The sequence below is a fragment of the Lysinibacillus halotolerans genome (assembly GCF_003711845.1).
Classification (GTDB): domain Bacteria; phylum Bacillota; class Bacilli; order Bacillales_A; family Planococcaceae; genus Ureibacillus; species Ureibacillus halotolerans.
In genome coordinates this window covers 49,798-73,803 of sequence record NZ_RHLQ01000005.1, presented here as the reverse complement: position 1 = coordinate 73,803, position 24,006 = coordinate 49,798, and the positions used below count along the sequence as shown (strand labels likewise).

The window sequence follows — 24,006 nt, the reverse complement described above, 5'->3', positions numbered from 1 at the left end:
TCTCCTATTTTAATAAGTAGTGAACACCCGGACCAATTGGAATATTAAACATTACAAACACTAACATTAAAAGAATCCATGCAATTAAAAAGATAATTGTGTATGGAATCATCAATGACATCAATGTACCTATTCCTGCTCTTTTGTTATAAATAAGCATGAAACCTAGTATTATCGCAAAATATTGATTTAATGGTGTTACCATATTTGTAGATGATTCCCCAATACGATATGCTAATTGAACGAAGGCAGGATGATAACCTAATAACATAAAAGTCGGTACGAAAATTGGAGCCACAAGGGACCATAGGGCAGATCCACTAATAATAAATAAACTTAATACAGCTACAAGCAATGTGAATAACACGATTGCAAAGACATTTGTTAAATTAATAGCCGTTAGAATGTTAGCTAAATGGACTGCCATCCACGTAGCGATATTCGTCCAGTTAAAATATCCGATAAATTGGCCAATCATAAAAATTAAAACGATATAGCTTGAAAGATCGCGAATCGCCTCTGCCATTAAATTCGGAACATCAGCTATTTTCTCAATTTTTTTAACTGACATACCGTATGTAATACCTGTTACTAAGAAAAATGCAAAAAGAATTGGTACTATACCTGATAAAAATGGTGAGCGTAATAGTGTACCGTCATCGTTTAATAACGGTGAATTCGGAATAAACATTAAAACTAATATGAACCCGATAAATAATAAAGCAGCGATTCCTGTATTACGAAGAGCTTTGTTTTCTAATGGTGTCAATTCATGTAAATCGGCTTTCTTTTCTCCATTATATGTACCTAAACGGGGTTCCACTATTTTATCCGTAACGATCGCACCTAAAAAAGCTAATAAAAATGTAGATGCGCTCATAAAGAACCAGTTATCTAATGGTGAAACGACCATCTCACTATCAATTGACTTAGCGATTTCTGTAGTAATACCCGAAAGTAAAGCATCTGTGCCGGCAACTAAAATATTTGCCGTAAAACCGATTCCGGCTCCAGCTAGTCCAGCTGCTAAACCTGCTAACGGATGTCTTCCTAGTGATAAAAAGACTAAAGCAGCTAAAGGAGGAATGACTACAAAGGCTGCATCAGAAGCAATATTTCCTAAAATACCGATGAATACGACCATAAAGGTTACGATTCGTTTAGGGGTTTTGATAATTGCCTTTGTCATTAATGCAGAAAATAGTCCTACTCGTTCAGATAAACCAATACCAAGCATCATTGTTAACACTAAACCTAATGGTGCAAAACCGGTAAAGTTTGTTAGCGTATTACCTAAAATATAGCGAACGCCTTCTTTTGAGAGCAAATTGTTAACCGCTACCGTTTCACCCGTATTAGGATGAATAACAGAGGCATTCATAACGCCTAAAATAAATGAAATTGCAACGAGAATAAGTGTAAGATAGAAGAAAAGCATAAATGGATGGGGTAATTTATTACCGATTTTTTCAACAGTGTTTAAAAATTTGTTGAAAGCACCATTTTTGGCAGTTTCTATTTCCTGATGATTGTTCATATTTTTACTTCCCCCTTTTTATTTTTGGACTATTTTTTACAATGTCTTTAAATTAGGTTAAAATATTTTGAAAATTACCACAATAGTGACAACGGAGGATATTAAATGTATAACGTATGCGTCTTTTCGACTAAATATTCATACAGATGGTTAAAAAATTGTGAAACGATTCAAATTGATAATATTAATCTGCAAATCTTCTTTTATGAAAATTTAGTTGATTTAGAAATGGCATTTTTAGAAAAAGTGAAAACCTTTGATGGAGTTATTTTCAGTGGTCAAATTCCTTACTTACATATCCAAAGAAACCTTCCTGACCATTTTTCTAAAGTACCATGTGCCTATTTTGACATTTCTGAACGAGATTTTTATTTTAAAATCGCAGAAATCCAATATAAATATCCGGATTTCTCTTTTAAACATTGCATCATTGATTTTTTATATAAAGAGAATAATTATTTTAGATTAAAGGAAATTATATCGCCAGAAGATTTCCCCTACTTACTTGGGGATACGGTGGAAGTTTTTGGACATCCGAATGCGTACGATGTCGTCTATGAAGCCCATTCAAAACTTTGGGAGGAACAAAAAATTCGTTTCTCTTTGACTCGGTTAACGAATTTACATTCCTTTTTTGATGATCAAAATATAAATCTTATTCTTGTCACACCTACTTTAGAAAGTATGAAGTCGACCATTTTAGAATTGTTAAAAGAAATAGAAGTAGCTGATTTAATGAACAGTCAAGTCGTTGCAGGATTTTTAGAATTTTCCATGTCTCAAAATGATCCTACTGAAATTGAATACAGGCAAATTGCTCTTTACAAAGCGATTTTAGACTTTAATCGAAAATTAGGAATTTCATTAATTACATATAGAAGTGCTATCCACTACGAATTAATAACGAACTACAAAGACTTTTTATTGATAACAAATCATCAAGAAATGTGTTCCCTTGTTGAGTTTTTAAGAAATCAATTGTCCTTCAAAGTAAAAATTGGTTGGGGAATCGGTAAAACATTACAAGAGGCAAGAATACAAGCAGAGAAGGCAGCAACCTATTGTACTGGTTCACTTACAGAGGCTTATATTTTAACGAAAGAAAATCAACTAATCGGACCACTGGATGGCAATGCTACTGCTACGATGAACGATTTTGATAACGAAAAATTAGTAAAAATTGCGGAAGATACGAATATATCCCTTCTCCATTTACAAAAAATTTATAGTTTAGTTTACAAGCTGAAACGCGAGGCGATAACAGCTGAAGATTTGAGTATCCATTTATCTGTTTCCATTCGCACTGCCAATCGATTGTTAAAACGACTAGAAGAAACGAACTATGCGACTTCCATAACAAATAAAGTTACAAAAGCAAAAGGACGGCCAAGCAAAATTTATCAATTGAATTTTTAATTAGTAAAAGAGGCTGGGACATAACTCGAATTTTTGAGGAAATCTAAAAGTCGGGCATTAACTTTCTGATTTAAAACTTCGATTACGCCTTTATACCGCAAAAAAATGTTAGACCATTTACAATTTTGGTCTAACATTTTTCTTTTGTCCCAGCCTCTTCTCACCAATTTTATTTTAATTCAACTCTACGCTTCACTTTAACGTACAGGCACAAACCCAGTTTTTTCTAAAATTTCTTGTCCCTGTGAGGATAAAATCCATTCAATAAATGGTTCTACATTTGGATTATCAGTACCAGCTGTTACAATATAAAATTCTGTTGAAAGGGGATAAGTTCCATTTTGAATCGTTTCTTTTGTCGGTGCTATGCCATCAATTTCTAACAATTTAATTTGGTCATTCTTAACCATTTCCTTCACATAAAAACGGAATGTATAGCCAATTGCATTATCATAATTTCTATAGTTAGCAACCTCTTCAATAATGTCTCCCATGCCAGAAGCAACATTTTCTGTTGGTGCCTCCATAATGGCCTTATCACCCATTAAACGTTGCAACGCCGATTGGGAACCACTATCTTCAGGACGTTGAAATGCTCGTATCGAATCATTCTTTCCTCCAACATCTTCCCAATTTTTCACTTTACCCGAATAAATATCTTTTATTTGATCTATAGACAATCCGTTGATTTAATTCTTTTGATTCACAAAAAACACAAACGCTTCGCGACCAATTGGCGTCATTTCAAGTTCAAGTCCCTTATTCTTCGCTACTTTTTTCTGGGAATCAGATGGAGCAGCGACAAAAATCATGTCTACTTCTCCATTAAATAATTTCTCGTAAGCATTAGGGGTTTGATTGACCATCACTTCACTGAAATAAGGGTCATAGTCTTTTTTAGGAAATGTAGCTTGTACGAAGGCAGAATACAAAGGATAAAGAGCAGTAGCTCCATCAATTTTCGGTAAGTCATCTGTTACTTTGAAAGATGATTCTTCCTCTAACGTTGCTATTCTTCCGTTTTCAGAGAACGGTATATATTGATAGATATCAACTTCCATATTTCCAATGATTTTTGAACTATCATATGCACGGTAGATTGGTTGAATAGATGCAATGATAATAGCGATTATTGAAATCGATATAAATACCCTTTTCCTTTTTTTCGTCTTAAAAAAATGAGACATTAAAAAAAGAAACAGTAAGTAAAGTATACAAGCAACAACAACAATCAATCCTATATAATATATTTCACCTGATAATAAAGTAAAAATTACTACGATAAACGTAACAAAAACCATGCAAATAAACAAAAAAATAGCGTTAATCATGACACATAACCCCTTTTAATAAACACCTGCTATAAGTGAAGCCCTCATACTCACTTCGTAAATTTGTACAACCCGCACTCTAATTGAACCATCTTTTCTTCTATAGCACCTGAAATGACAACTTGATCAATATTGTTGCGTTCCCCTTCTTCCTGGAGGTTTTCATAAAAAGTAAAGTTACAATTAGACGTTCGTAATGTAATGCATGAATCATTTTTTTCGATAGCAAATCCGAAAACGTCCGCCCATTTTTGTGGGATTTGTAAATCTTCCACCTGATAGACTACTTCTGATATGCGAAGATCGCCTAAAGGGTGGTTTCCGATAGTACCCCTTTTAACTAAATCATCCAAACGAGCCTCATCCGTTTCTTCCCATTGGATTAAAAACGGCCATTCTACTATCGTGTTTTCTTCACCTATATGTAATAGTTTCCAAGTTAAAACCGAACCATCAGGACGTGTCCTTGAGAAGGTTTCCGGTCCACAAACGACTAACCCTACTTGTCTTAACCGAAGAGCGTCTTCTTCAATGGAATTTGTTCGTAGCGCCATACGTGTGAAGCCATTGCTCCTATTACTCTTTTTATAAGTTTCATGTAATGTGTAAGGTTCTTTCGCCGCCCTCTCAAATAACTCGTTATTAAAGATCCCGATGAATTCTATGTACGTTAACCCAAAGTAACATAACGTGTTATAAGTTCCCCACATTTCATGTTTACCGCCATTAACTGTATAAAGCCCGATTTCCTTCGTTTGATCGATAAGATGTTCAGGTTTTTCTACAAAATGTACAATATGATCTAATAAGTACATAACGAACTCCTTTCCATATCAATAAAATGAAATTGACGTCTTTTCCTCAGTACCGGCCTCACTTACGTCTTGATCCCACCCTTTACTTACATCTACCCAAGCAATAGCGCTCGAATATTCTTCTAATTCATGGCAAGTTAACTCGATTGCGGAATGATCATGACCACATGCTGGGAAAACCGTAGAAAATCGTTGTAAAGATTGATCTAAATACACTTTCAAATCCTTAGCCAATCCAAAAGGACATACACCGCCAACCGGATGTCCCGTTTGCTCCTCTACTTCATCGGCATTCAACATTTTAGCCTTCATATTAAATTGATTCCGAAATTTTTGATTATCAATCTTCGCATCGCCTGCAGTAACAATTAATAAGCCATTTCCCTCTTTATCTTTAAAAGATAATGTTTTGGCGATTCTGGCAGGATGAACATTTAATGCTTCGGCAGCCTGTTCCACCGTCGCACTAATTTTATCAAATACTAAAATATCTTGTGCACGATGAAATTTCTCTAAATGTTCTTTTACGCTTTGTAATGACATTGTATCCGTCCTTTCAAAGATTTTATTTTAGAATATACACAGAAATTTCTGAAATCAAATGATAAAATAGACTAGAAATACTAGTCTATAAAAGTTAATTGTCCGCTAATAATTCAATTAGCTTTTTAGCTGTTTTTTCTTTTCCCTCAACTTTTAATACTTCCCCCTCTTTTGAGATGATAAAGTGGGGTTCTTCTACTCCATAAAGAGAGTTAGAACTGTTGGCAACCATATATTCTGCATTGGAAGATTCCATTCTTAACTTAGCTCGCTCGATTAAATAATCAACATCATCCGTTGCCTCTAATTTAAAACCAATTAATGTTGTGTTCGGCGACCAACCTTTAATTTGACCTAATACTTTTGGTGCTTTTTTAAAATGAATAATTGGTGGTTCATCTGAGGGCATTTTCCCCTTTTCTTCTAACAAATTGCCGGATTGGTCATATACTTTATCGATTACCCAATCGGAACCAGCAGCAGCCATAATAACGAAATCAATGACTTCCCCTTGAACAATTGATTTTATTTTTTCAGCTAAATCTTCTATCCCTTTAAATAAAACTGTTCTCATTTCCGATACATGTTGGGGGAGATTAGCAAAATAGCCGTGCATATAAATAACTTCTGCCCCTGCCGCTAAAGCTTCTTCTGCAAGAAAACAACCCATCGTTCCTTTGGATAAATTTGTATGTCCACGCACCCGATCCCATTTTTCTAATGTACCACCACTTGTAATTAACACTTTCTTACCTTGTAATGTTTTCAACCGTATCACCTAATTTTATTGTAGTTATTATATTGATTTTATCATTTACTATATTGCCATTATATATGAATCGTTGCCTATAAGATATATTTCGGGTTTATATTAATAAACACAAAGAAAATCTATTATTTGATTCAATTTAATAGATTTTAATTCTATTTTTTCCATATAAAACATATAAATAATAATAAGTCCGATATTTCAAATAGTTTAAAATAAACTTTCATTTTTCATCGGATAGTAATTTTCGATATTATTATGAATGCATAGTAATAAATATAAAATTACTAAACCATGTAACTATTCAACTAGATTTTAAGAAAAGGAAGTGTTCGTATGGTAGGACGTAACGACCCATGTCCATGTGGAAGTGGAAAAAAATACAAAAAGTGTTGTGAAGGTAAAGAACAAGTTACTACCGAACAAGTGTTTTTAGAAGAAATAGAACAAGTTCTTCAAACTTTTTATAACATATATCCCGAAAGAAAAGATGTAAAAGATTACTTAGATATTGTAAAAGAATGGTCGCCCCAATTAGAAACCCACCTACAGCGTGAGTTAATCGAAGCGGTCGCCCTTGACGACTTTTTCTTCCATAAACGATTAGATATTTGGACAAATTATATTAAACGTACGATGAAGAAAACGATTCGTCCAGCGATTGTGGAGTTATTGAATCAATGGCAACAGCCGAAAATGTTTATCGGAGAAGTAGAAGCTGTAGAGGAACGATATTTTAAAGCGGTAGGATCGATTACAAATGAACCTATTTTTATTCGTCGTGAATCAAACCGCGTTATACCGGAAGGAATGCAAGTTTTCGCCTTTTTACTACCAGATGGTTCAAAAAAAGAGAACCATTACTTAGCGGTGTCGACATTGATTTTCTTCCCAACAAATTATAAACAAGCCTTTGAAAGCTTTGCAAAAACATATGATCAATCGAACGGAACAGTTGAGCAATTTTTACAAAATAACCATCTACAATTTTGGACGAATCTCGTTGCTTCAGGGTATAGCGGCGAAGAATATACTTCTTTCGAAATCGAAGTCGTGGAACAAGCGAAACAATTTTTAGAGGAACGTCAAATTGAAGCGAACCAATTATTAGAACAATTGGAGGATTATTTAGTTGTTAAAAAACCAAAAGCTAGAAAAGCTGCGGCAATTGCAGCGGGTGCTATTCGCTTCGGACAAGAAAAGGATCTTTTCCATGGCACAACATTTACGATAAAAGAAATTGCTGAATACTTCGGCGTATCTTCCTCTTCATTAAATAAATATTATCAAGAACTTCTTGAATATAATACAGTGCTCATTTAATTCGAGACGAATTGGTCCTATAGGATGGATAGAAACCTATAGGACTTTTTTGTATCTCGATCCCAACCATCAACAAAAAATCGTCCCCAATTTTCGGAGACGACCTCTAATTGAAAAATTTATTTACATGTATATAAATGAAAAGAAAGTTTCATTATTGTTCCCCAACTTTACTTCTTCTCATAAATTTTCATTAATTCATTCCCTAAAAATTGTAATTGTTCCCCAACAGAACATTGTTCAATACAAAAACGATGTGCACCTGATTTTCCCCTCTTATTGCGTAAATCCCGTTTAATTGGACAATCGTTGCAATAAGTATCGGTTAATTCATCAATATCTTTTATTACAGTATTTTTATTCACAATACTCCCCCTTTACACAACGTTTTCCTATTTTACTACTATCATTTTTCATTTGTCAAAGTGAAGGCTACTTTCATCATTACTAATAATTTTTTAAAATTCCCTAAAAGTAAGTTATAATATGTTCAAAATAATGATGAAAAAGTAGGGATAGTTTGTTAGAAGTTTATATCGACGGTGCTAGTGCTGGAAATCCGGGACCAAGTGGCATTGGCATCTTTATAAAAGGTGAAGGTCATCACATTAAAATAAGTGAATACATCGGTGAAACAAATAATCACATTGCTGAATTTACTGCCTTACAACGTGGGTTAGAAGAAGCATTGAAATTAGGTTCTTCCTTTATTTCCGTTCGGTCCGATTCAAAAATTGTTGTATCTTCTATTGAAAAACAATATGTGAAAAATGAGCAATATAAACCATTTTTAGAAAAATCCCTTCAGCTATCAGAACAATTTGACTTATTTTTTATCAAATGGATTCCAGATAACGAAAATAAAGCAGCAGATGCTTTAGCCCGCGAAGCCATTTTAAAGGCAAAATAATTGTCATCTTATTATGTTCAATTTTCCACCTTCAATAAACGATTCATGAAAAACTGTTTTTTGTATATGCTATGCAAATCAAGCTAAAATGAACAGGTTAAAAGGCTTTCAAGCAAGTAAAAGTTGCTTAAAAGCCTTTTCAATTAAGGTTGTGTAATATGGGACTGTTCTACTTTGTTTAATAAAGCACCAATAGCACCTGTAAAACCACAATCATCTAAAAAAACAGGTTTATGTTTTTTCAATATTGTATAGTTGGAAATAACTTCTTTTAAATGATCATTATTCGTTAAAGTTGACCCGATATAAATAATTTCATTTGCTTTTTTCTCTTCAGCAAATTGAATGCTCAACGTCGTAATCACTTCTCCGACTAACCCTTGAATAGTCGCTAATAAGTCATTTGTTTCATATTTCGTATCTTTTAAAATACTAACATTCCCAAAATTACTTGCTGTTAAATGTCCTTCAATAGGGGGCTCCATTCCTTGGAAAATATCTTTTACAAACAAATCAATATTTTCCCGACTACCTAAAGCTGCATTTGAAGTAATTTCATTGAAATCCGAAACACCGGTCATAATCGTTGAAAGGCCCGTTAATGTACCTCCACCAATGCCCGTACCTCCGACTCGAATATGGCTATAACCTTCCATATAGTGAATAGAAGTACCTGTGCCAATGTTTGAAATAATGGCATTTTCAATGTCATACCCATTTTTATTTAATAAATATTTAACACCTTTGAAAGTAGCTTCAAACTCAACTAAATATTGAATGGATTTCATTGTTTTTAACACGTTCAATAATTGTTTTGTACGGCCACCCGTTAACCCAATTTCTTCTATATGAGGATGATTTTCAAGCCAATTTTTTACTTTTGAAAAATCATTGGACGGAAATATTTCAAAATCCATTTCATTTTGCTCATTAATATAAGCTAATTTTGTTAAAGTTCCCCCTGCATCAATACCAATTACATTTTGCATAAAAGTTCTCCTTTATTTTCTCCCTTTTTAAACTTTAACTGTCTTATTACTATTGTGCAATGATTTTATCTTATTTCAATTCAATGATTTTACAAAATTGGATTTTTAAGAAAAAACCTCTAGGCACTAGTTTATATATCCACTTTTTCTTTTACAAATAAATTTCTTTTCTCAAATTCTGCTATAATTTCTTTTTCATATTTCCCTATCAACTGTTGAAGTTTCATTTCATAAGTTGTAACCGTTAACTGACTAATCGTAAATTCATTTACAGCCTCTTCTTTTTGAAGTAAATGTTGTAACGTCATAACTTCTGTTTTTGGAAATACAGCATGATGTAGCCGATTAATTTTCCCTAGTTGTTTTAAACCACTGCGAGTAATTAATACTTTATCCTGTATATCTTCCATAACCATTTTTAAAAAAGTTTCGACCTCAGCATTTGGTTGGATAATTGTACGATGAATCGTTTCGATTTCCCCGTCTTCCAATTCCCTTCGTTCTTCTTTTATATCAAAAAATAGTTGTTTATGAATTGTTTTAACAGATTGCACATCTATAAAAGTTGGCCATACTCGACCTGAGATATATGAAAGATAAAGTTCATACATTTCTTCCTGTTGTCGAAATTCACTTAATATTAAACCAAACTCATCGGTTTTATGTTTTTCAATTAGTTCTTCACCATTTACCTCTTTAAAAACTTGAAATAAACTAATCGCATCAGCTAAAGCACGATGGTTTATATCTGAAGTGATGTCATATGTCTCTAATAATTTTTTAAGACTTGGTTGCTCCTTCAGTTGAAATTCAATCATATATTTTTGTTGAAAATCAACAATTGGATATAAAAAACGAACATCCATATGATTTCGTATTAGCTCCTCCTCTAAAACTTTTCGATCAAATTCACCGAAGGTTACGATAACCGAATTTCCTTCACACCACTGGATGAATTTAGGCATGACCTTTTTAAATGAGGGAGCATTTAATATTTGTCCCGTCGTAATGCCTGTTAGTTTTTGAATATGGGAGTTTAACTTTTTAAATTTATACGGTTGAATTAGCTGCGAAAAACGTTCAATCGTTCCATCTGGCAACCATTTAATTGCACCGATTTCAATAATGTGTTGTTTGCCACGGATTAATGTAGCCTCTACATCGACAAAAATGTAAGTATTTTTACGCACCATCATTCCACCTTTAACTGTTAGAGAAACACAATTGAGCACATATGGAAAGATAAATAACGATGTTATACTATATTGATATATTTAAAATCCCATTATCTATTTCAATATTAATATTGCTTCTCTCTTGTAATTTCTATTATTTATTGTAACGAAATTTTATAATACTGACATAACAATGTCACAAAGACATTATAACACCTATAAAAGTAGAATATAATAACTTTTAATTGGAGAAACGTTATCATACAAAATTAATTTCATGTAAAAAATTAGAGTTTCTATTTCTCAATTGAAGAAATTTAATGTAACATAATATAGATGTATGTGATGAACGGAGGAACATGTGAATGAATGACAAAGAACTCCTAAAAGATGCAATGCGAGTATTAAAGGAAACGAGTCGGACTTTTTATATTCCAATTACATTTTTACAAAAAGAGTTGAAAACGGCTGTTGCTACTGCTTATTTAATGATGCGTGCAATCGATGAAATTGAAGATAATGAACATGCAGAAGTATCAAACGAATTAAAATACGCCATGTTGGCAGATGTTAGTGTCTTGTTAAAAGAGAAAACTTTTAATGAGGAAAAATATTTAGAAATTCTTCGTCCTGTAAAAGATTTTATGCCCGAGGTTACTTTACGACTTGCCGATTGGATTCGTTTAATTCCCGCAGGAGCTGAACAAATCGTAAAAGATGCAACGAGTGAAATGGCAGATGGCATGGGGAAATGGTCTAAATCTAATTTCCAAGTTCGTACGAAAGAAGACTTAGATGAATATACATATTATGTAGCTGGACTAGTAGGCGTCATGCTTTCAGAACTTTGGGAATGGAATGCAGGGATAAAAACGGATCGGGAATTAGCTATTGGATACGGTCGCGGTCTACAATTAGTAAACATTTTACGTAACCAACAGGAAGATATGGAAGAGCGGGGTGTAAGCTTCGTTCCAGAAGGTTGGACACGTAATGATTTATTTGCATATGCTGAAGAAAATTTAGAAAAAGCCGATTTATATATGAAAGATATTCATAAACGATCTATTCTTTTGTTCTGCCGACTGCCCCTTGCATTAGCCCATAAAACGTTAAAGGCAATGAAAAATGGCCAAGAAAAAATGACAAGAGAAGAAGTAGAACGAACTGTAAAAGAAGTTCAAGCTGACTAATTAAAATGCCCTAGACGTAAACGTTTAGGGCATTTTTTTAATTGCTGTTTTGTAAATATTGTTGTCTTTGATCTATCGGCACCATATTACCACCAGTTGACCAAATAAGATGGGTCGCTTGTTCCATTTTATCGGATAATTGATTACGTTCGATATATTGCTGCCCATTTTTAAATAAGGCGATGGGACCGTAAATCCCTGCATGGGCAGAAGGTTCTGCAAAAATTTGTTCCATTTCATTTAACCGTCGTAAGCTTTGAAATAAGAAAGATTCATCCACAGTATAGCAACCGCTAATGATTGGCTCCATTACTTTCCCAACAAATTTCGAAGCCCTTCCTACTGCTAATCCATCTGCTTCGGTTTTATTCGTTAGACCAATGTCAGCAACAGAGATTTCATCATGTAAACCTGTCATCATACCGATTAACATACAAGGAGATTGCAGTGGTTCACCAAAAAATATATGTACATGTTCCCCATAAAGTTGCTTTAATCCATAGGCAACTCCACCAGGACCTCCCCCTACTCCACAAGGTATATAAACAAATAGGGGATGATTTGCATCGACTTTAATATTAGCATCCGCTAATTGTTTTTCTAACCTTAAGGCTGCAACGGCATAACCAGCAAATAAATCCTGTGAATTTTCATCGTCGATAAAATGACACTTTAGATCTAGCTCTGCTTGTTTTCTACCTTGTTCCACTGCTTTACTATAATCAGACATATATTCAATGACTTCTACACCTTTTTGACGAAGTAATTGTTTTTTCCATTCCTTCGCATCAGCAGACATATGTACGGTTACTTGGAAGCCTAGCTTCGCTCCTATAATACCGATGCTTAACCCTAAGTTCCCAGTTGAACCGACTGCGATTTTATACTGGTTAAAAAATGTTCGGAAAGATTCAGAATGAAAAATGGAATAATCATCTTCTAGACGAATCATTTGATTTTCTAAAGCAAGTTGTTCGGCAAATTTTAATACTTCGTAAATACCACCTCTCGCTTTAATCGAGCCAGAAATAGGTAAGGCATGGTCACACTTTAACAATAGTTTCCCCTGTATGCTAACATCACCACTCTTTTGTAACCAATGTCTAAAATTCGATATGTTTTTAATATCCGATTCAATAATACCGTTACAGTATTCAGTTTCAGGAAAGGCTATTTTTAAATAAGACGAAAAGCGTTTAAGCCTTTGTTCTGCATCTAATACTTTATGAAAAGAAAAAGATTCTACTTTTTTATCACGGGCTTCAAACGGATTAAGCCACAAAACCTTTTTCAGAGAAGCGATTTTCTTCAGTAAAGGATGTTGTTGATATAATTGATTTATTTGTTTATTTTCCCTCACCGATTTCCTTCCCCCTTTACTAATACAGCTTTTTCACATATTCGTTGAAAGGAATTTTTAAAGTTTAAATTATTTTGTTCTGTCCTTTTTTTCGGTCCTTTTGTTCTTCCACCTGCACGCCTTAATTTTGCATTTTCATAACGGATAGCAAGCAACTGATCAATATTTTCTGACGTCATTTCTCGACCGTTTTGATCAACAACAAAGGCACCCTTAGCTATACACATTGCTGCAAGGCCATAGTCTTGAGTAATAACAATATCATGTTTATTGATTGCGTTTACCAATTTAAAGTCTACGGAATCCGGTCCTTTTGGTACTATAATTGTCATCGCATTTTCCCTTTCAATCCGATGGGAAGTATCACAGAATAAAATCGGTTTAATATCGTATTGAGATGCGACAGTTAGCGCTAAATCAATAACTGGACATGCATCAGCATCAATTAGTAATTGTAAAATCTCTAATCCCCTCCTATAATAAATCATTTTACATTGATTCCTTACATTATATTCTATCTAAATTAACAAATTAAATGTTCGAATTTTCGCTCAATAGATATTCATATTGAAAAGTTTATGGTACAATTTATTTCGACTACCGGAATAAGGGAGGAAAAGGAATGTTAAAAAGAAGCGAAGTTAAATTAGAAGAAACTTGGGATCTATCCCATCTTTTCGAAACAGAACAAGCCTTTGAAGAAGCAATGAAAAACGTTCTAAAAGTATCCAATCAAATTGAAGAAGAATTTAAAGGGAAAATCGATAGTGCAAAAAAAGTTACCTTAGTTCTAACAGCTTACCAAAATTTATATGAAAAAATGGTCCCTATTTCAACCTATGCAAGTCTTTCATTAAGTGAAGATCAAACAAATGATGAAGCACAAATGCGTTCAGCTAAAGTAGGGCAAAATTATTCAAAAGTTCGCGCTCAACTTTCTTTCATTACAAGTGAACTTCTTCAATTGAATGAAGACGTTTTAATGGAGGCTAAAAAGTTAGCACCTCAATTTGAACATTACATTGATGACGTGTTACGTCAAAAACCTTATCAATTGCATCCAGAAGCAGAAAAAGCTTTAGCCGCTTTCGGTTCTACCTTTGACGGACCTTATGAACTATATAATACGACGAAATTAGTAGATATGAAGTTTGATAATTTCGAAGTAAATGGGGAAAGTTATCCACTTAGCTACAATTCCTTTGAAGGAGATTGGGAATTAGAAAGTGATACAGCCATTCGCCGCGCTGCATTTGAAGCCTTCTCTACTAAGTTACGTGATTATCAACATACGACAGCTAAAACGTATGACAACCATTTAAAAATTGAAAAAACAGATGCTGATTTGCGTGGTTTCGATTCCGTTTTTGATGCCCTCCTTTTTGATCAAAAGGTTGACCGCGAACTTTATAATCGCCAAATTGATTTAATTACAACAGAGTTAGCTCCACATATGCGTCGTTATGCAAAGCTATTACAAAAAGTACATGGATTAGAGAAAATGACGTTTGCAGATTTAAAAATTTCTTTAGACCCGACATATGAACCAAAAATTTCAATTGAAGAATCGCGCCAATATATGCTCGACGGTTTAGCCGTTATGGGGGAAGATTATCAAAACATGTTAAACCGTGCCTTTGATGAGCGTTGGATTGACTTTGCTCAAAATCAAGGAAAGTCAACGGGTGCCTTCTGTTCAAGCCCATATGGGTATCATCCATACATTTTAATTTCATGGACGAGCCGTATGAACGAAGTGTTTGTCTTAGCCCACGAATTAGGTCATGCGGGCCATTTCTATTTAGCCCATGGCGAACAAAACATTTTCAATTCAAGACCATCTTTATACTTTATCGAAGCACCATCTACAATGAATGAAATGTTAATGGCCAATCATTTACTTGCAAATTCAAATGATCCTCGCTTTAAACGTTGGGTTATTTCAACAATTATTGCCCGTACTTACTATCATAATTTCGTTACCCATTTACTTGAGGCTGCTTACCAACGTAAAGTTTACGAAATCATCGATGAAGGTGGTAGTGTAAATGCATCGATTTTAAATCAAATTAAACGCAACGTATTAGAAGATTTCTGGGGAGACGCTGTTGAAATTACTGAAGGTGCAGAGCTTACTTGGATGCGCCAACCACATTATTATATGGGCTTATATCCATACACTTACTCAGCTGGACTAACTATCGCTACTCAAGTTTCTCAGCGCATTCTTCAAGAAGGAGAGACAGCTGTACAAGATTGGATCAATGTATTGAAAACTGGTGGAACAAAAACTCCAGTAGAACTTGCTAAAATGGCAGGAGTCGATATTACGACAGATCAACCATTAAAAGATACAATCGCATTTATCGGTTCTTTAATAGACCAGCTTGAACAATTAACAAATGAAATAGTAGAAGAAACAAAGGCATAAGAGGAAAAGGACTACACTGATCTATTTGAAAAAATAGATCATGTAGCCCTTTTTTTAAATTACTAATTCGCTATTTAATGACTGTTTATATAAAATAGATACACCGGTTTGAATAGCTGTTTTTCCAACCGCTTTTGCTACCACTTGAGCTACCCGTTCATCCATCGATTTTGGAATAATAAAGTCTTCACTTAACTCTTCATCTGATACTAATGAAGCAATTGCTTCTACTGCAGCTAACTTCATTTCTTCATTAATCGCCGTAGCTCTTACATCTAAAGCACCTCTAAATATTCCTGGGAAAGCTAACATATTATTTACTTGATTTGGATAATCTGAACGTCCTGTTCCAATAACACGAACTCCCCAAGCCTTTGCATTTTCATAGGTGATTTCTGGATTTGGATTTGCCAAGGCAAATACGATGGAATCAGACTTCATTGATTGTATATGCTCTTTCGTCAATAAATTAGCTACAGAAACACCAATAAATACATCCGCTCCAATTAATGCATCACTAAGACTACCTTGTAAATTTTCAGGATTTGTTAAATGGGCAATTTTATCTTTCATTGGATTCATTCCAGTTGGTCGACCACTATAAATAATACCCTTCGTATCACAAATAACAACATTGTTAAATCCTAAATGTAATAAAATACGTAAAATAGCAATTCCAGCAGCTCCTGCCCCATTAATGACAATTTTCATATGATCCATTTTTTTGCCCACTAACTTCATTGCATTCAACAAACCAGCACCTACCACGATTGCTGTTCCGTGTTGATCATCATGGAATACTGGAATATTACATTCATTCCGTAAACGTTCTTCAATTTCAAAACAGCGAGGAGCTGAAATATCTTCTAAGTTAATTGCACCAAAAGTTGGAGCAATTAATTTTACCGTTTGAACAATTTCATCAACATCCTTTGTATTTAAGCAAATTGGTACTGCATCTACATTACTAAACCTTTTTAGCAACAATGCTTTTCCTTCCATAACCGGTAATGCAGCCTCTGGTCCGATATCACCTAATCCTAATACTGCTGTACCATCTGTTACAACCGCTACAAGATTTCCTTTCATTGTGTAGTCATATACAGTGGACGGATCTTGTTGGATTGCTAAACATGGTGCTGCAACCCCTGGTGAATAAGCTAAACTTAAATCGTACGTATCCTTCAAAGGTACTTTCGAAACAATCTCCATTTTCCCCTTATGTTGACCGTGCATTTCAATTGATTTTTTCATTAAATCCAAAATACCCACCCTTTCCAAATTCCAATTTGGTTTATATAGTTTTGAATAATATCGCTTTAACAAAACAGAGTCAACAAAAAATAGCGAAAAATTACAAATCAAATTGACAAAACGTTATTATTACAATATTTATGCCATTTGCTCATTTTTTCACAACCACAATTTCAAACGTATTTTTCAATATTTTTATTTTATTAATATAATATTTGCAACCCCTTACTTTTTATAAAACTCTATTTCGTTGAATGCCATTGTGTGAAATAAAACACGTATTACTTTTTCAATCGTAATATGAAATCTTTCACAATGTCTTCTGTTCAAAATTTCACAAAAGCAACCCATCAGTTCACAATTTCGTCACATATTACAGTCAGACTTCATGCCTATTATTTATTTAGAATGATGCATTTTCTCCATTTAATCCAAAATGTTGTGGTCATTTTATTTAAATAACCATAAAAAACAGCACTCTTTAACAAAGAGTGCTGTTGAATAAAAATTGTGCTATTCATTTACACGTTCGATAACCTACTGAATAAAAGGCGCCATGATAAATAGGAAAACAGAAAGGGAGATAAGAGAACAACTTACCTTTTTGGAAAGTTTTATTTTCCCTTCCCCATCATAAAAACCTGAAAATTGAAGTTTATTTCTATACAATACGAAGAGCAATATGAAAATGGCTATTCCGACTAAAAAAACACCATTTGTATTCGTAATATCTACAGAAAATAATCGATAAATAATAGTCATCATGGCACTCATTATACTTCCGAGAATGAATGATATCGCTAAAATTCGAATTAATTCTAAAATTACTTTCAAAATGTCATTTCTCCTTTTTAATAAGCGACATAATTGTACAACGCTTCATAAAGATGATTTGTCCAATAAGAACTTAGTTATTGTCACCCGTTTCAATATCGTATTGTGTAATCCAGTCACTGTAACTACCGACATATAACTTTAAGTCATCGTATCCTAAATCAGCTAACACGGCATATAAAGGTGATGCCGTTACCCCCGAACCACAATAAACTACAATTTGTTCATCCTTTTGTACTTGCTGTTGTAATAATTCGTTCCCACGAAGGAATGTTCCTTCTTTCAACTGTTCCCAGTCAAAATTTTTCGCAGTCGGAATATGGCCAGCTACTTTATCAATCGTCTCTGTTTCGCCTAAATAACGCACCCTCGCCCGCGCGTCTAAAAGAATCGCTTTGTCAACACCATCTACGATCCTTTTCACATCTTGTCTTGTTGCATAGATGGAATCGTTCCAAGTAATTGAAAGCTGCGTCGGTGGAAAAACAGAAACTTCCGCTGATGATTGCCAACCTGCTTCAATTAAGGCATCATAGCCCCCATTTACAATAAAAACATTTGGGAAATTTGCATATTTTAACATCCACCATGCCCGGGCAGCAAAGGGAGCACCACCTTGGTCATAAACATAAATGGTATCTTCATAATTTAACCCAGATGTTTCAAATAAATTTTGTAGTTTTTCTTTTGACGGCATCGGATGACGCCCTTCTGTTTTTATCATATCGGATAAATCCCGTTCTAAATCCCAGAAAAGCGCCCCCTCTATATGAGCCTGTTCAAACACCTTTTGCCCCCAAAGTTTATCTTGCAAATTAAAACGCGTATCGATAAATCGTCCCTTTGTAACCTTTGAAGCATCAATAAACACATTCCCCATCTACTTTACCTCCGTCTTTTGTAATTCCGAATAAATCGTTTTCCAAGACGCTAATCGGCTTTCTTCTTGTAGTAATAGACGTTCTGTTTCAATTTGATTTAACGCTTGTTTCAATAAATGATCGTTTAATTCCTTCGTTTTTAAATCAATTAATTGGGCAGCCCATTGCAAAATTTGTTCTTTTTCATAATCTAAGTAACTTTGCGCATCTGGTTTCGTTAACTCCTCTAAAGTTGCTTTCAATTGTTCCTTCTCATTTTTCTCAAAGAAGGATTTTGCATTTTTAAAGTAAGATTTTACCGATGCATATTTTTTCTCGTCGTCAAACGGTCCTTTAAAATCTAACAAACTTGGTTCTTCGGACTCAAAGGAAATAAAGGAGAAGCTTGGGTTTAACTCTTTTAATGACCTTACTTCATCTTTGAATCGTTCTTGAATACGTTTTTGTATAAATTGGGCTAAACGGAAATTTGTCACCCGTAGTTCTTGGGCAAAATCAAATCTTAGAGCATGGATCGTCTCCTTTAACGCTTGTTCTAGCGCAGCTTGTGCTGGTTTAGATGAAAATGCTGAAGGATTGTACGCTTCTCTAAAGAAATCAGGATATCGATAATAAACGCGTTGCATAACGTAGTAAAGAAGTTCATCCAACTCTTGCTTCATATCGCTTTTTAACATGCTAGTAGAAGCACTACTATACGTTTTTTCTATATGCTGTTCCAGCTCTTCTAATTCTTTTAATCGCTCATCTTTTCGCTTTAAATTTTCTTCCGTCTGAGCAATTAAGTCAAATAGTCGTTGCTGTGTTTTTTCAACTTCCTCGTGCAATGCTTGTACCGCAATAGAGGCCAATTCTTCATTTAAGAAGTGATGGAACGATTCTTCAAACGGTTCCATACCTGAATGGAGATCGGTACCTTCCACTTTTTCCTTTAAGGCAAGTAAACTTGAAACACCAAATAATTTAGGGAATCGAATGCCAAATCGTTGAAGTTCTGTTTTAACATAATTTTTTACGTCCTCTTCTTCTTCTTTCGTAGAAGCAAGATCAATGGCGTTTACAATAAAGAACATTTTATCTAATTCAAAGGCATCCTTCACACGACCTAATTGAATTAAAAACTCCCGGTCAGCTTTTGCAAAGGCATGATTGTAATACGTAATGAACAAAATAGCATCTGCATTACGAATATAGTCAAAGGCTACTCCCGTATGGCGAGCATTTATCGAGTCTGCTCCTGGTGTATCAACAAGGGTAACACCCATACGAGTTAATGGACTATCATAATAAAAATCAATATTATCAACAAAGCATGAACGACTCTCTTCCGCAACAAAACGCTCGAACTCTTCCCGGTCTACACGTAAAGTTTGACCTAATTGGGATTCGTACGTTTTGAAACCGTGGGCAAAAGCACGGATAAAGGATTTGTGTACATTAAGACGTTCATCGGTTAATTGTACTGCAACGCCTTCTTCTGCCCGTTCAAATGCTTCTTGTAAAGAATGAATCGACATACCGATAGCTTCATAAGAACTACGGATATCTTCTAGTAACTGTTCTGCTGTTTTCAATTGAACATCTGCCGTTTCATGAGGATGTTCATTCGTTACAGGGCGAATTTTATTAATCGCCGCTGTCGTTGGATTTGGTGACACAGGTAATACTTTAGCCCCCATTAACGCATTGGAGAAACTCGATTTACCCGCACTAAATGCACCGAATAAGGCGATTGTAAAATCCTTTTTCTCTAAACGTTCAACCTTCTTCATTAAAAATTGAGCAACTTCTTCAAAGCCGTCAACTTTTTTCACTGCATTGGCTGTTCGAATCGCAGCTTGAATGACTTCACCGCTTTTTTCATTATAATGGGCTGTTTGTTGTACTGAATCCGTTTCTTCTTCCGTTTTGGACTCCTTAACAACGAGCATTGAAGGATCGAATGGTCGAATGTCTTTCAATGACTGCTCATAACTCTCCTGCCATGCTTTGTATTGGTTTGATGCTCCATTACGCGTATCTTTCGTTGCAGTTTTAATTTCTTTTTCAGCAAACTGTTTTTGTTCATCAACTTTTATTATCGATTGAATCGCTTCTACTTTTTCTTCTAACACTTTTAACTTTGCCTTTACTGGGGCAGAAAGTTGTTTAGAGGCATCTGCCAATACATCCTTTTGTAGATCTCTCCAAATTTCCGTTGCTTCAATGAAATATCTTTTCGTTGCTTCCGCTACTCGGTTAGCAAAGTTTAGAACGGCATCACCAGTTACTAACGAATCCTTTTTAACCTGTTGTTCAATTAAAGAAAATGGAACATCAAAGGCCATCGAATCGATGTTGCTAGCCCGTTCATCTGTCAATACGCCAACATCTTTTAATGATTGTTTCATTAAATTTTTTAAATGGCCAATAATTTGGGATTGTAAAATGACTTTATATTGCTCGTATACGTCTTGAATTCGGCGATTTCGTTCTTCTTCCGTTTTCTTCTTGGCAGAAAATAGACCACCCACTTTAAATCCTTGTTGAGTACTTTCAAGATACAACCGTAATTTCTCGCGGAAGTCAGCTGGGATAATAGCCGCATTCGAAAGTAATTCTTTACTTTTCTCTTTAAAGGATTCGTTCCAATTTTCAATGGAAAATAATTCTGTTTGAAGCTTTAATTTTTCGTATTGTTCCAAAATATCCTGATGATTTTCCCATTCTTCATCACTTAAAACATTTTCAGATTCGGTCAATAACTGTTGTTTTTCTTCCTCTAAATAATAGATATGTTCATTTTGTAATTTTAATAAAGTATTTTCCGCGGTAACAATCAACTGTTCTTTCCAATCTTTCATCGAATCTATCACGATTTTTTTCACCGTTTCAAAATCGTTATGAGGATGTTCAAAATCCCGCAATGAAGTGAAAAAGATCCCTTTAGGTTCAACGCCCCACGCTGCAAAGGAGTGATGAACGGACTGTTTAAAGTCTTCAAAGGAAAGTTCATAATCTTTATGTTTATCTATTTGGTTAACAATTAAATATACATTTGGATTGTATTTCATTAATTGCTTTGTAAATTGGAAATTCAACTCGGATTGAACATGGTTATAATCCATCGTATAGAAAACGACATCGGCAATATGGAGTGCTGACTCTGTCGACATCGCATGGGCATCATCGGTAGAGTCGACTCCTGGGGTGTCCATTACAGTGACCCCAAAAGGTAATGTGGAATCACGATGGCCAATTTCAATTTGGGATACGAGCTCACCGTTTTTACTTAACTCCTTAACCGTTTTAAAGTCATAACCTGCTTCAAATTTCACTGGTTTTTCATGATGCATATATACAATGGCATAATCTTCTTCCGATTTATGCACTTTGACGATATTTGCACTAGTAGGAATAGGACTTGCTGCTAATATGTCTTCACCTGATAACGCATTGATCATACTGGATTTTCCTGCTGAAAAATGACCAGCAAATCCAATAACATATTCCTTTTGTAACAGTTTACGGGCGAATAAATGAAGTTTTTCCATCCGTTCTGTATCTTCATTTTTTTTATAAATTATGTATTGTACAGCGGATTGCTGTAATAATTTTTCAATTTTTTCATCAAAAGAACTCATGCAAATAAATGCCCCTTTGTCTCATTTTTGTCACAATTATATACTATCATAATAAAAAAGACAAAATTCGCTACTAAAGAAATGAACAGAAAGGGAATTTTTTTGACATAAAAGGGGAGGGATTAAAAAATAATGATGATTGTTGGGGAATTAATAGGTAGAAAAGAATGTTTTATGATTTAATTGTTCTTTTTAGTACATAAGTACCAACTCCAACATAAATGACAATTGTTGCTGCAACAAATAAATAAACCACTCTTTCTTACCTCCTATAATGAGAATCATTTTCACTAATTATAATAAAAATTTTGTAAAAACGTCAAGTTCATACTACTTCCGACTTAAAAAGAATGTAAATTATAATAATTTTCATATACTATTATACTAGAACAATGGTAAGATAGGGAAAAATAGAAAAAAGGATGGATGATTTTATTGAATAATTCAAAACATATACAAACCGTTTTAAATGGATCCATTCATTCATTAAAAACGATTCTACCAATGGAAATGAATATTCAACCCCCTTCTGTATTAAATCAACCATACATACAAGAAGAAATGGGCGTTTTAATCGGTCTAATTGGAGATATTAAAGGAAGACTTGTTATTAATAGCAGTTCATCCACCATCAGCGCTATTGGTACTAAAATGTTTGGAATTCCAATCGAAGGAGAAATGTTAGAGTCTTTTACAGGAGAGTTTGGAAATATGTTTGCCGGAAACCTTTGTACCCATGTTGGTCAACAATCATTAAATGTTGATATTACACCACCAACGGTTATGGTCGGTACAACTAAACTATGTGGATTTGAAAAAGCATTTAAATTACCTGCCATGTTAGAAAATATCGGTCCCCTTACCATTCTATTTACGATCGACGAAGAGTAATAGATTGTTCCATTCTTTATTAAAACAACAAAAAGGATGACTTTTTAAGAGATTGATTTAAGGAGTCATTCTTGTTGTTGTTTTAATTGAAAATAAAAATCCTTCGCCTTTTATCTTATTAAACGACAAATAAATGTATTCATAGGTCATAAAAATTTTAACAATTTTCCTTTCAACAGTAGTTCAATTATGTGAAATTTCGTCATAAACTCCTTTTTAGAGTGAAACTTTCCCTTTTTCCTTCCGTATAAATGTTAAGGAGGTAATAGGATGGAGTTTCGTTCGAAAGTAGATAACTTTTTTGTTGTTGTTATATCCATTACGTTATTTATCATAATGGCTGTCTTTTTAATTCCTCTCATTTTAGATAATGACAAAACGTTAGTAGAAGTAATCATTGTCCTCTCTTTATGTTTCTTATCTATTGCCTTTATTTTATGGACGTCCTTTTCTATTAAATACATTTTTAATCCAGATACGTTACTCGTAAAAGGCGGACTTTTTAAAACTCGTATCCCTTATGAAGACATAACAAAACTAACAGAGACAACAGAACTCTTTACAGGTTATCGGGTGTTGGCATCAAAAGATAGCCTTGAGATCTTTTATAAAAAAGGTATTTTAGGGAGCGTTAAAATTTCACCTACAGATAAAAAACGTTTCGTTTCTGAATTAAAAAAACGATGTCCTAATTTATAGCATAAAGAAGAACCTTTTCTATGAAAAAAGCA

General features: G+C 34.2%; 20 protein-coding genes and 1 pseudogene. 7 read left to right on the top strand and 14 right to left on the bottom strand.

The window, feature by feature from the left end:
• Positions 1-4: 4 nt before the first annotated feature.
• Positions 5-1,537, bottom strand: coding sequence for an AbgT family transporter (locus EC501_RS03800; RefSeq protein WP_122970963.1), 1,533 nt, complete (start codon positions 1,535-1,537; stop codon positions 5-7).
• Positions 1,538-1,642: 105 nt separating this feature from the next.
• On the opposite strand from EC501_RS03800, the gene EC501_RS03795 reads away from it, so the two are divergent.
• On the top strand, positions 1,643-2,953 hold the full coding sequence (locus EC501_RS03795) for a helix-turn-helix domain-containing protein (protein WP_122970962.1): 1,311 nt from the start codon (positions 1,643-1,645) through the stop codon (positions 2,951-2,953).
• A 197-nt stretch (positions 2,954-3,150) separates the two neighbouring features.
• Here the strand turns inward: EC501_RS03795 and EC501_RS03790 are convergent.
• From EC501_RS03790 to EC501_RS03775, 4 genes and pseudogenes are all read right to left on the bottom strand, one after another.
• Positions 3,151-4,014, bottom strand: a pseudogene (locus EC501_RS03790) (PstS family phosphate ABC transporter substrate-binding protein).
• Positions 4,015-4,334: 320 nt separating this feature from the next.
• Positions 4,335-5,099 (bottom strand): VOC family protein, encoded by a 765-nt coding sequence (locus EC501_RS03785; RefSeq protein WP_122970961.1) that lies wholly within the window; start codon positions 5,097-5,099, stop codon positions 4,335-4,337.
• Positions 5,100-5,117: 18 nt separating this feature from the next.
• On the bottom strand, positions 5,118-5,642 hold the full coding sequence (locus EC501_RS03780) for a YbaK/EbsC family protein (protein ID WP_122970960.1): 525 nt from the start codon (positions 5,640-5,642) through the stop codon (positions 5,118-5,120).
• Positions 5,643-5,736: 94 nt separating this feature from the next.
• Positions 5,737-6,411 (bottom strand): phosphopantothenoylcysteine decarboxylase domain-containing protein, encoded by a 675-nt coding sequence (locus EC501_RS03775; RefSeq protein WP_122970959.1) that lies wholly within the window; start codon positions 6,409-6,411, stop codon positions 5,737-5,739.
• 336 nt (positions 6,412-6,747) lie between these two features.
• Here EC501_RS03775 and EC501_RS03770 point away from each other — a divergent pair, with 336 nt between their 5' ends.
• Positions 6,748-7,734 carry an SEC-C metal-binding domain-containing protein gene (locus tag EC501_RS03770; protein ID WP_122970958.1) on the top strand — a complete coding sequence of 329 codons (987 nt, stop codon included), beginning with the start codon at positions 6,748-6,750 and terminating at the stop codon, positions 7,732-7,734.
• A gap of 170 nt (positions 7,735-7,904) precedes the next feature.
• On the opposite strand, the gene EC501_RS03765 is transcribed toward EC501_RS03770, so the two are convergent.
• Positions 7,905-8,099, bottom strand: a complete 195-nt coding sequence (locus EC501_RS03765; RefSeq protein WP_122970957.1) for a zinc-finger domain-containing protein — start codon at positions 8,097-8,099, stop codon at positions 7,905-7,907.
• A 155-nt stretch (positions 8,100-8,254) separates the two neighbouring features.
• On the opposite strand from EC501_RS03765, the gene EC501_RS03760 reads away from it, so the two are divergent.
• Positions 8,255-8,644, top strand: a complete 390-nt coding sequence (locus EC501_RS03760; RefSeq protein ID WP_122970956.1) for a ribonuclease HI family protein — start codon at positions 8,255-8,257, stop codon at positions 8,642-8,644.
• Positions 8,645-8,787: 143 nt separating this feature from the next.
• Here the strand turns inward: EC501_RS03760 and coaW are convergent, their stop codons facing one another.
• Together coaW and EC501_RS03750 are read right to left on the bottom strand one after the other, a co-directional pair.
• Positions 8,788-9,633 (bottom strand): type II pantothenate kinase, encoded by an 846-nt coding sequence (coaW, locus tag EC501_RS03755; protein WP_122970955.1) that lies wholly within the window; start codon positions 9,631-9,633, stop codon positions 8,788-8,790.
• A gap of 131 nt (positions 9,634-9,764) precedes the next feature.
• Complete coding sequence (locus tag EC501_RS03750; protein ID WP_421930383.1) at positions 9,765-10,823, bottom strand: 3'-5' exonuclease; 1,059 nt, start codon at positions 10,821-10,823, stop codon at positions 9,765-9,767.
• Between the two features lie 350 nt (positions 10,824-11,173).
• On the opposite strand from EC501_RS03750, the gene EC501_RS03745 reads away from it, so the two are divergent.
• Positions 11,174-12,001, top strand: a complete 828-nt coding sequence (locus EC501_RS03745; RefSeq protein WP_122970953.1) for a squalene/phytoene synthase family protein — start codon at positions 11,174-11,176, stop codon at positions 11,999-12,001.
• A gap of 37 nt (positions 12,002-12,038) precedes the next feature.
• Here the strand turns inward: EC501_RS03745 and EC501_RS03740 are convergent, their stop codons facing one another.
• The gene (locus EC501_RS03740) at positions 12,039-13,361 is read right to left on the bottom strand and encodes a D-serine ammonia-lyase (RefSeq protein WP_122970952.1); all 1,323 of its coding nucleotides are present in this window, start codon (positions 13,359-13,361) and stop codon (positions 12,039-12,041) included.
• The gene (locus EC501_RS03735; protein WP_122970951.1) at positions 13,358-13,849 is read right to left on the bottom strand and encodes a YaiI/YqxD family protein; all 492 of its coding nucleotides are present in this window, start codon (positions 13,847-13,849) and stop codon (positions 13,358-13,360) included. Before EC501_RS03735 ends, EC501_RS03740 begins: the two co-directional genes overlap by 4 nt.
• A 134-nt stretch (positions 13,850-13,983) precedes the next feature.
• On the opposite strand from EC501_RS03735, the gene pepF reads away from it, so the two are divergent.
• The gene (pepF, locus tag EC501_RS03730; protein WP_122970950.1) at positions 13,984-15,792 is read left to right on the top strand and encodes an oligoendopeptidase F; all 1,809 of its coding nucleotides are present in this window, start codon (positions 13,984-13,986) and stop codon (positions 15,790-15,792) included.
• 54 nt (positions 15,793-15,846) lie between these two features.
• Here the strand turns inward: pepF and EC501_RS03725 are convergent, their stop codons facing one another.
• The 4 genes from EC501_RS03725 to EC501_RS03710 form a co-directional block, all read right to left on the bottom strand.
• Positions 15,847-17,055, bottom strand: coding sequence for an NAD(P)-dependent malic enzyme (locus EC501_RS03725; RefSeq protein WP_122970949.1), 1,209 nt, complete (start codon positions 17,053-17,055; stop codon positions 15,847-15,849).
• A 528-nt stretch (positions 17,056-17,583) separates the two neighbouring features.
• Complete coding sequence (locus EC501_RS03720; protein WP_122970948.1) at positions 17,584-17,880, bottom strand: hypothetical protein; 297 nt, start codon at positions 17,878-17,880, stop codon at positions 17,584-17,586.
• Positions 17,881-17,953: 73 nt separating this feature from the next.
• On the bottom strand, positions 17,954-18,760 hold the full coding sequence (locus EC501_RS03715) for a sulfurtransferase (protein WP_122970947.1): 807 nt from the start codon (positions 18,758-18,760) through the stop codon (positions 17,954-17,956).
• Positions 18,761-22,384, bottom strand: coding sequence for a dynamin family protein (locus tag EC501_RS03710; protein WP_122970946.1), 3,624 nt, complete (start codon positions 22,382-22,384; stop codon positions 18,761-18,763).
• Positions 22,385-22,819: 435 nt separating this feature from the next.
• Between EC501_RS03710 and EC501_RS03705 the strand changes: the two genes are divergently transcribed.
• A complete protein-coding gene (locus EC501_RS03705) occupies positions 22,820-23,275 on the top strand; it encodes a chemotaxis protein CheX (RefSeq protein ID WP_122970945.1) in 456 nt (151 codons plus the stop codon).
• 270 nt (positions 23,276-23,545) lie between these two features.
• Positions 23,546-23,974, top strand: coding sequence for a PH domain-containing protein (locus EC501_RS03700; protein WP_122970944.1), 429 nt, complete (start codon positions 23,546-23,548; stop codon positions 23,972-23,974).
• The last annotated feature ends 32 nt before the right edge of the window (positions 23,975-24,006 follow it).

Bases quoted from the DNA above. Each gene is read 5' to 3' on its own strand.
- EC501_RS03800 (WP_122970963.1), bottom strand. From the start codon at position 1,537: ATGAACAATCATCAGGAAATAGAAACTGCCAAAAATGGTGCTTTCAAC.
- EC501_RS03795 (WP_122970962.1), top strand. From the start codon at position 1,643: ATGTATAACGTATGCGTCTTTTCGACTAAATATTCATACAGATGGTTA.
- EC501_RS03785 (WP_122970961.1), bottom strand. From the start codon at position 5,099: ATGTACTTATTAGATCATATTGTACATTTTGTAGAAAAACCTGAACAT.
- EC501_RS03780 (WP_122970960.1), bottom strand. From the start codon at position 5,642: ATGTCATTACAAAGCGTAAAAGAACATTTAGAGAAATTTCATCGTGCA.
- EC501_RS03770 (WP_122970958.1), top strand. From the start codon at position 6,748: ATGGTAGGACGTAACGACCCATGTCCATGTGGAAGTGGAAAAAAATAC.
- coaW (WP_122970955.1), bottom strand. From the start codon at position 9,633: ATGCAAAATGTAATTGGTATTGATGCAGGGGGAACTTTAACAAAATTA.
- EC501_RS03745 (WP_122970953.1), top strand. From the start codon at position 11,174: ATGAATGACAAAGAACTCCTAAAAGATGCAATGCGAGTATTAAAGGAA.
- EC501_RS03735 (WP_122970951.1), bottom strand. From the start codon at position 13,849: ATGATTTATTATAGGAGGGGATTAGAGATTTTACAATTACTAATTGAT.
- pepF (WP_122970950.1), top strand. From the start codon at position 13,984: ATGTTAAAAAGAAGCGAAGTTAAATTAGAAGAAACTTGGGATCTATCC.
- EC501_RS03715 (WP_122970947.1), bottom strand. From the start codon at position 18,760: ATGGGGAATGTGTTTATTGATGCTTCAAAGGTTACAAAGGGACGATTT.
- EC501_RS03710 (WP_122970946.1), bottom strand. From the start codon at position 22,384: ATGAGTTCTTTTGATGAAAAAATTGAAAAATTATTACAGCAATCCGCT.
- EC501_RS03700 (WP_122970944.1), top strand. From the start codon at position 23,546: ATGGAGTTTCGTTCGAAAGTAGATAACTTTTTTGTTGTTGTTATATCC.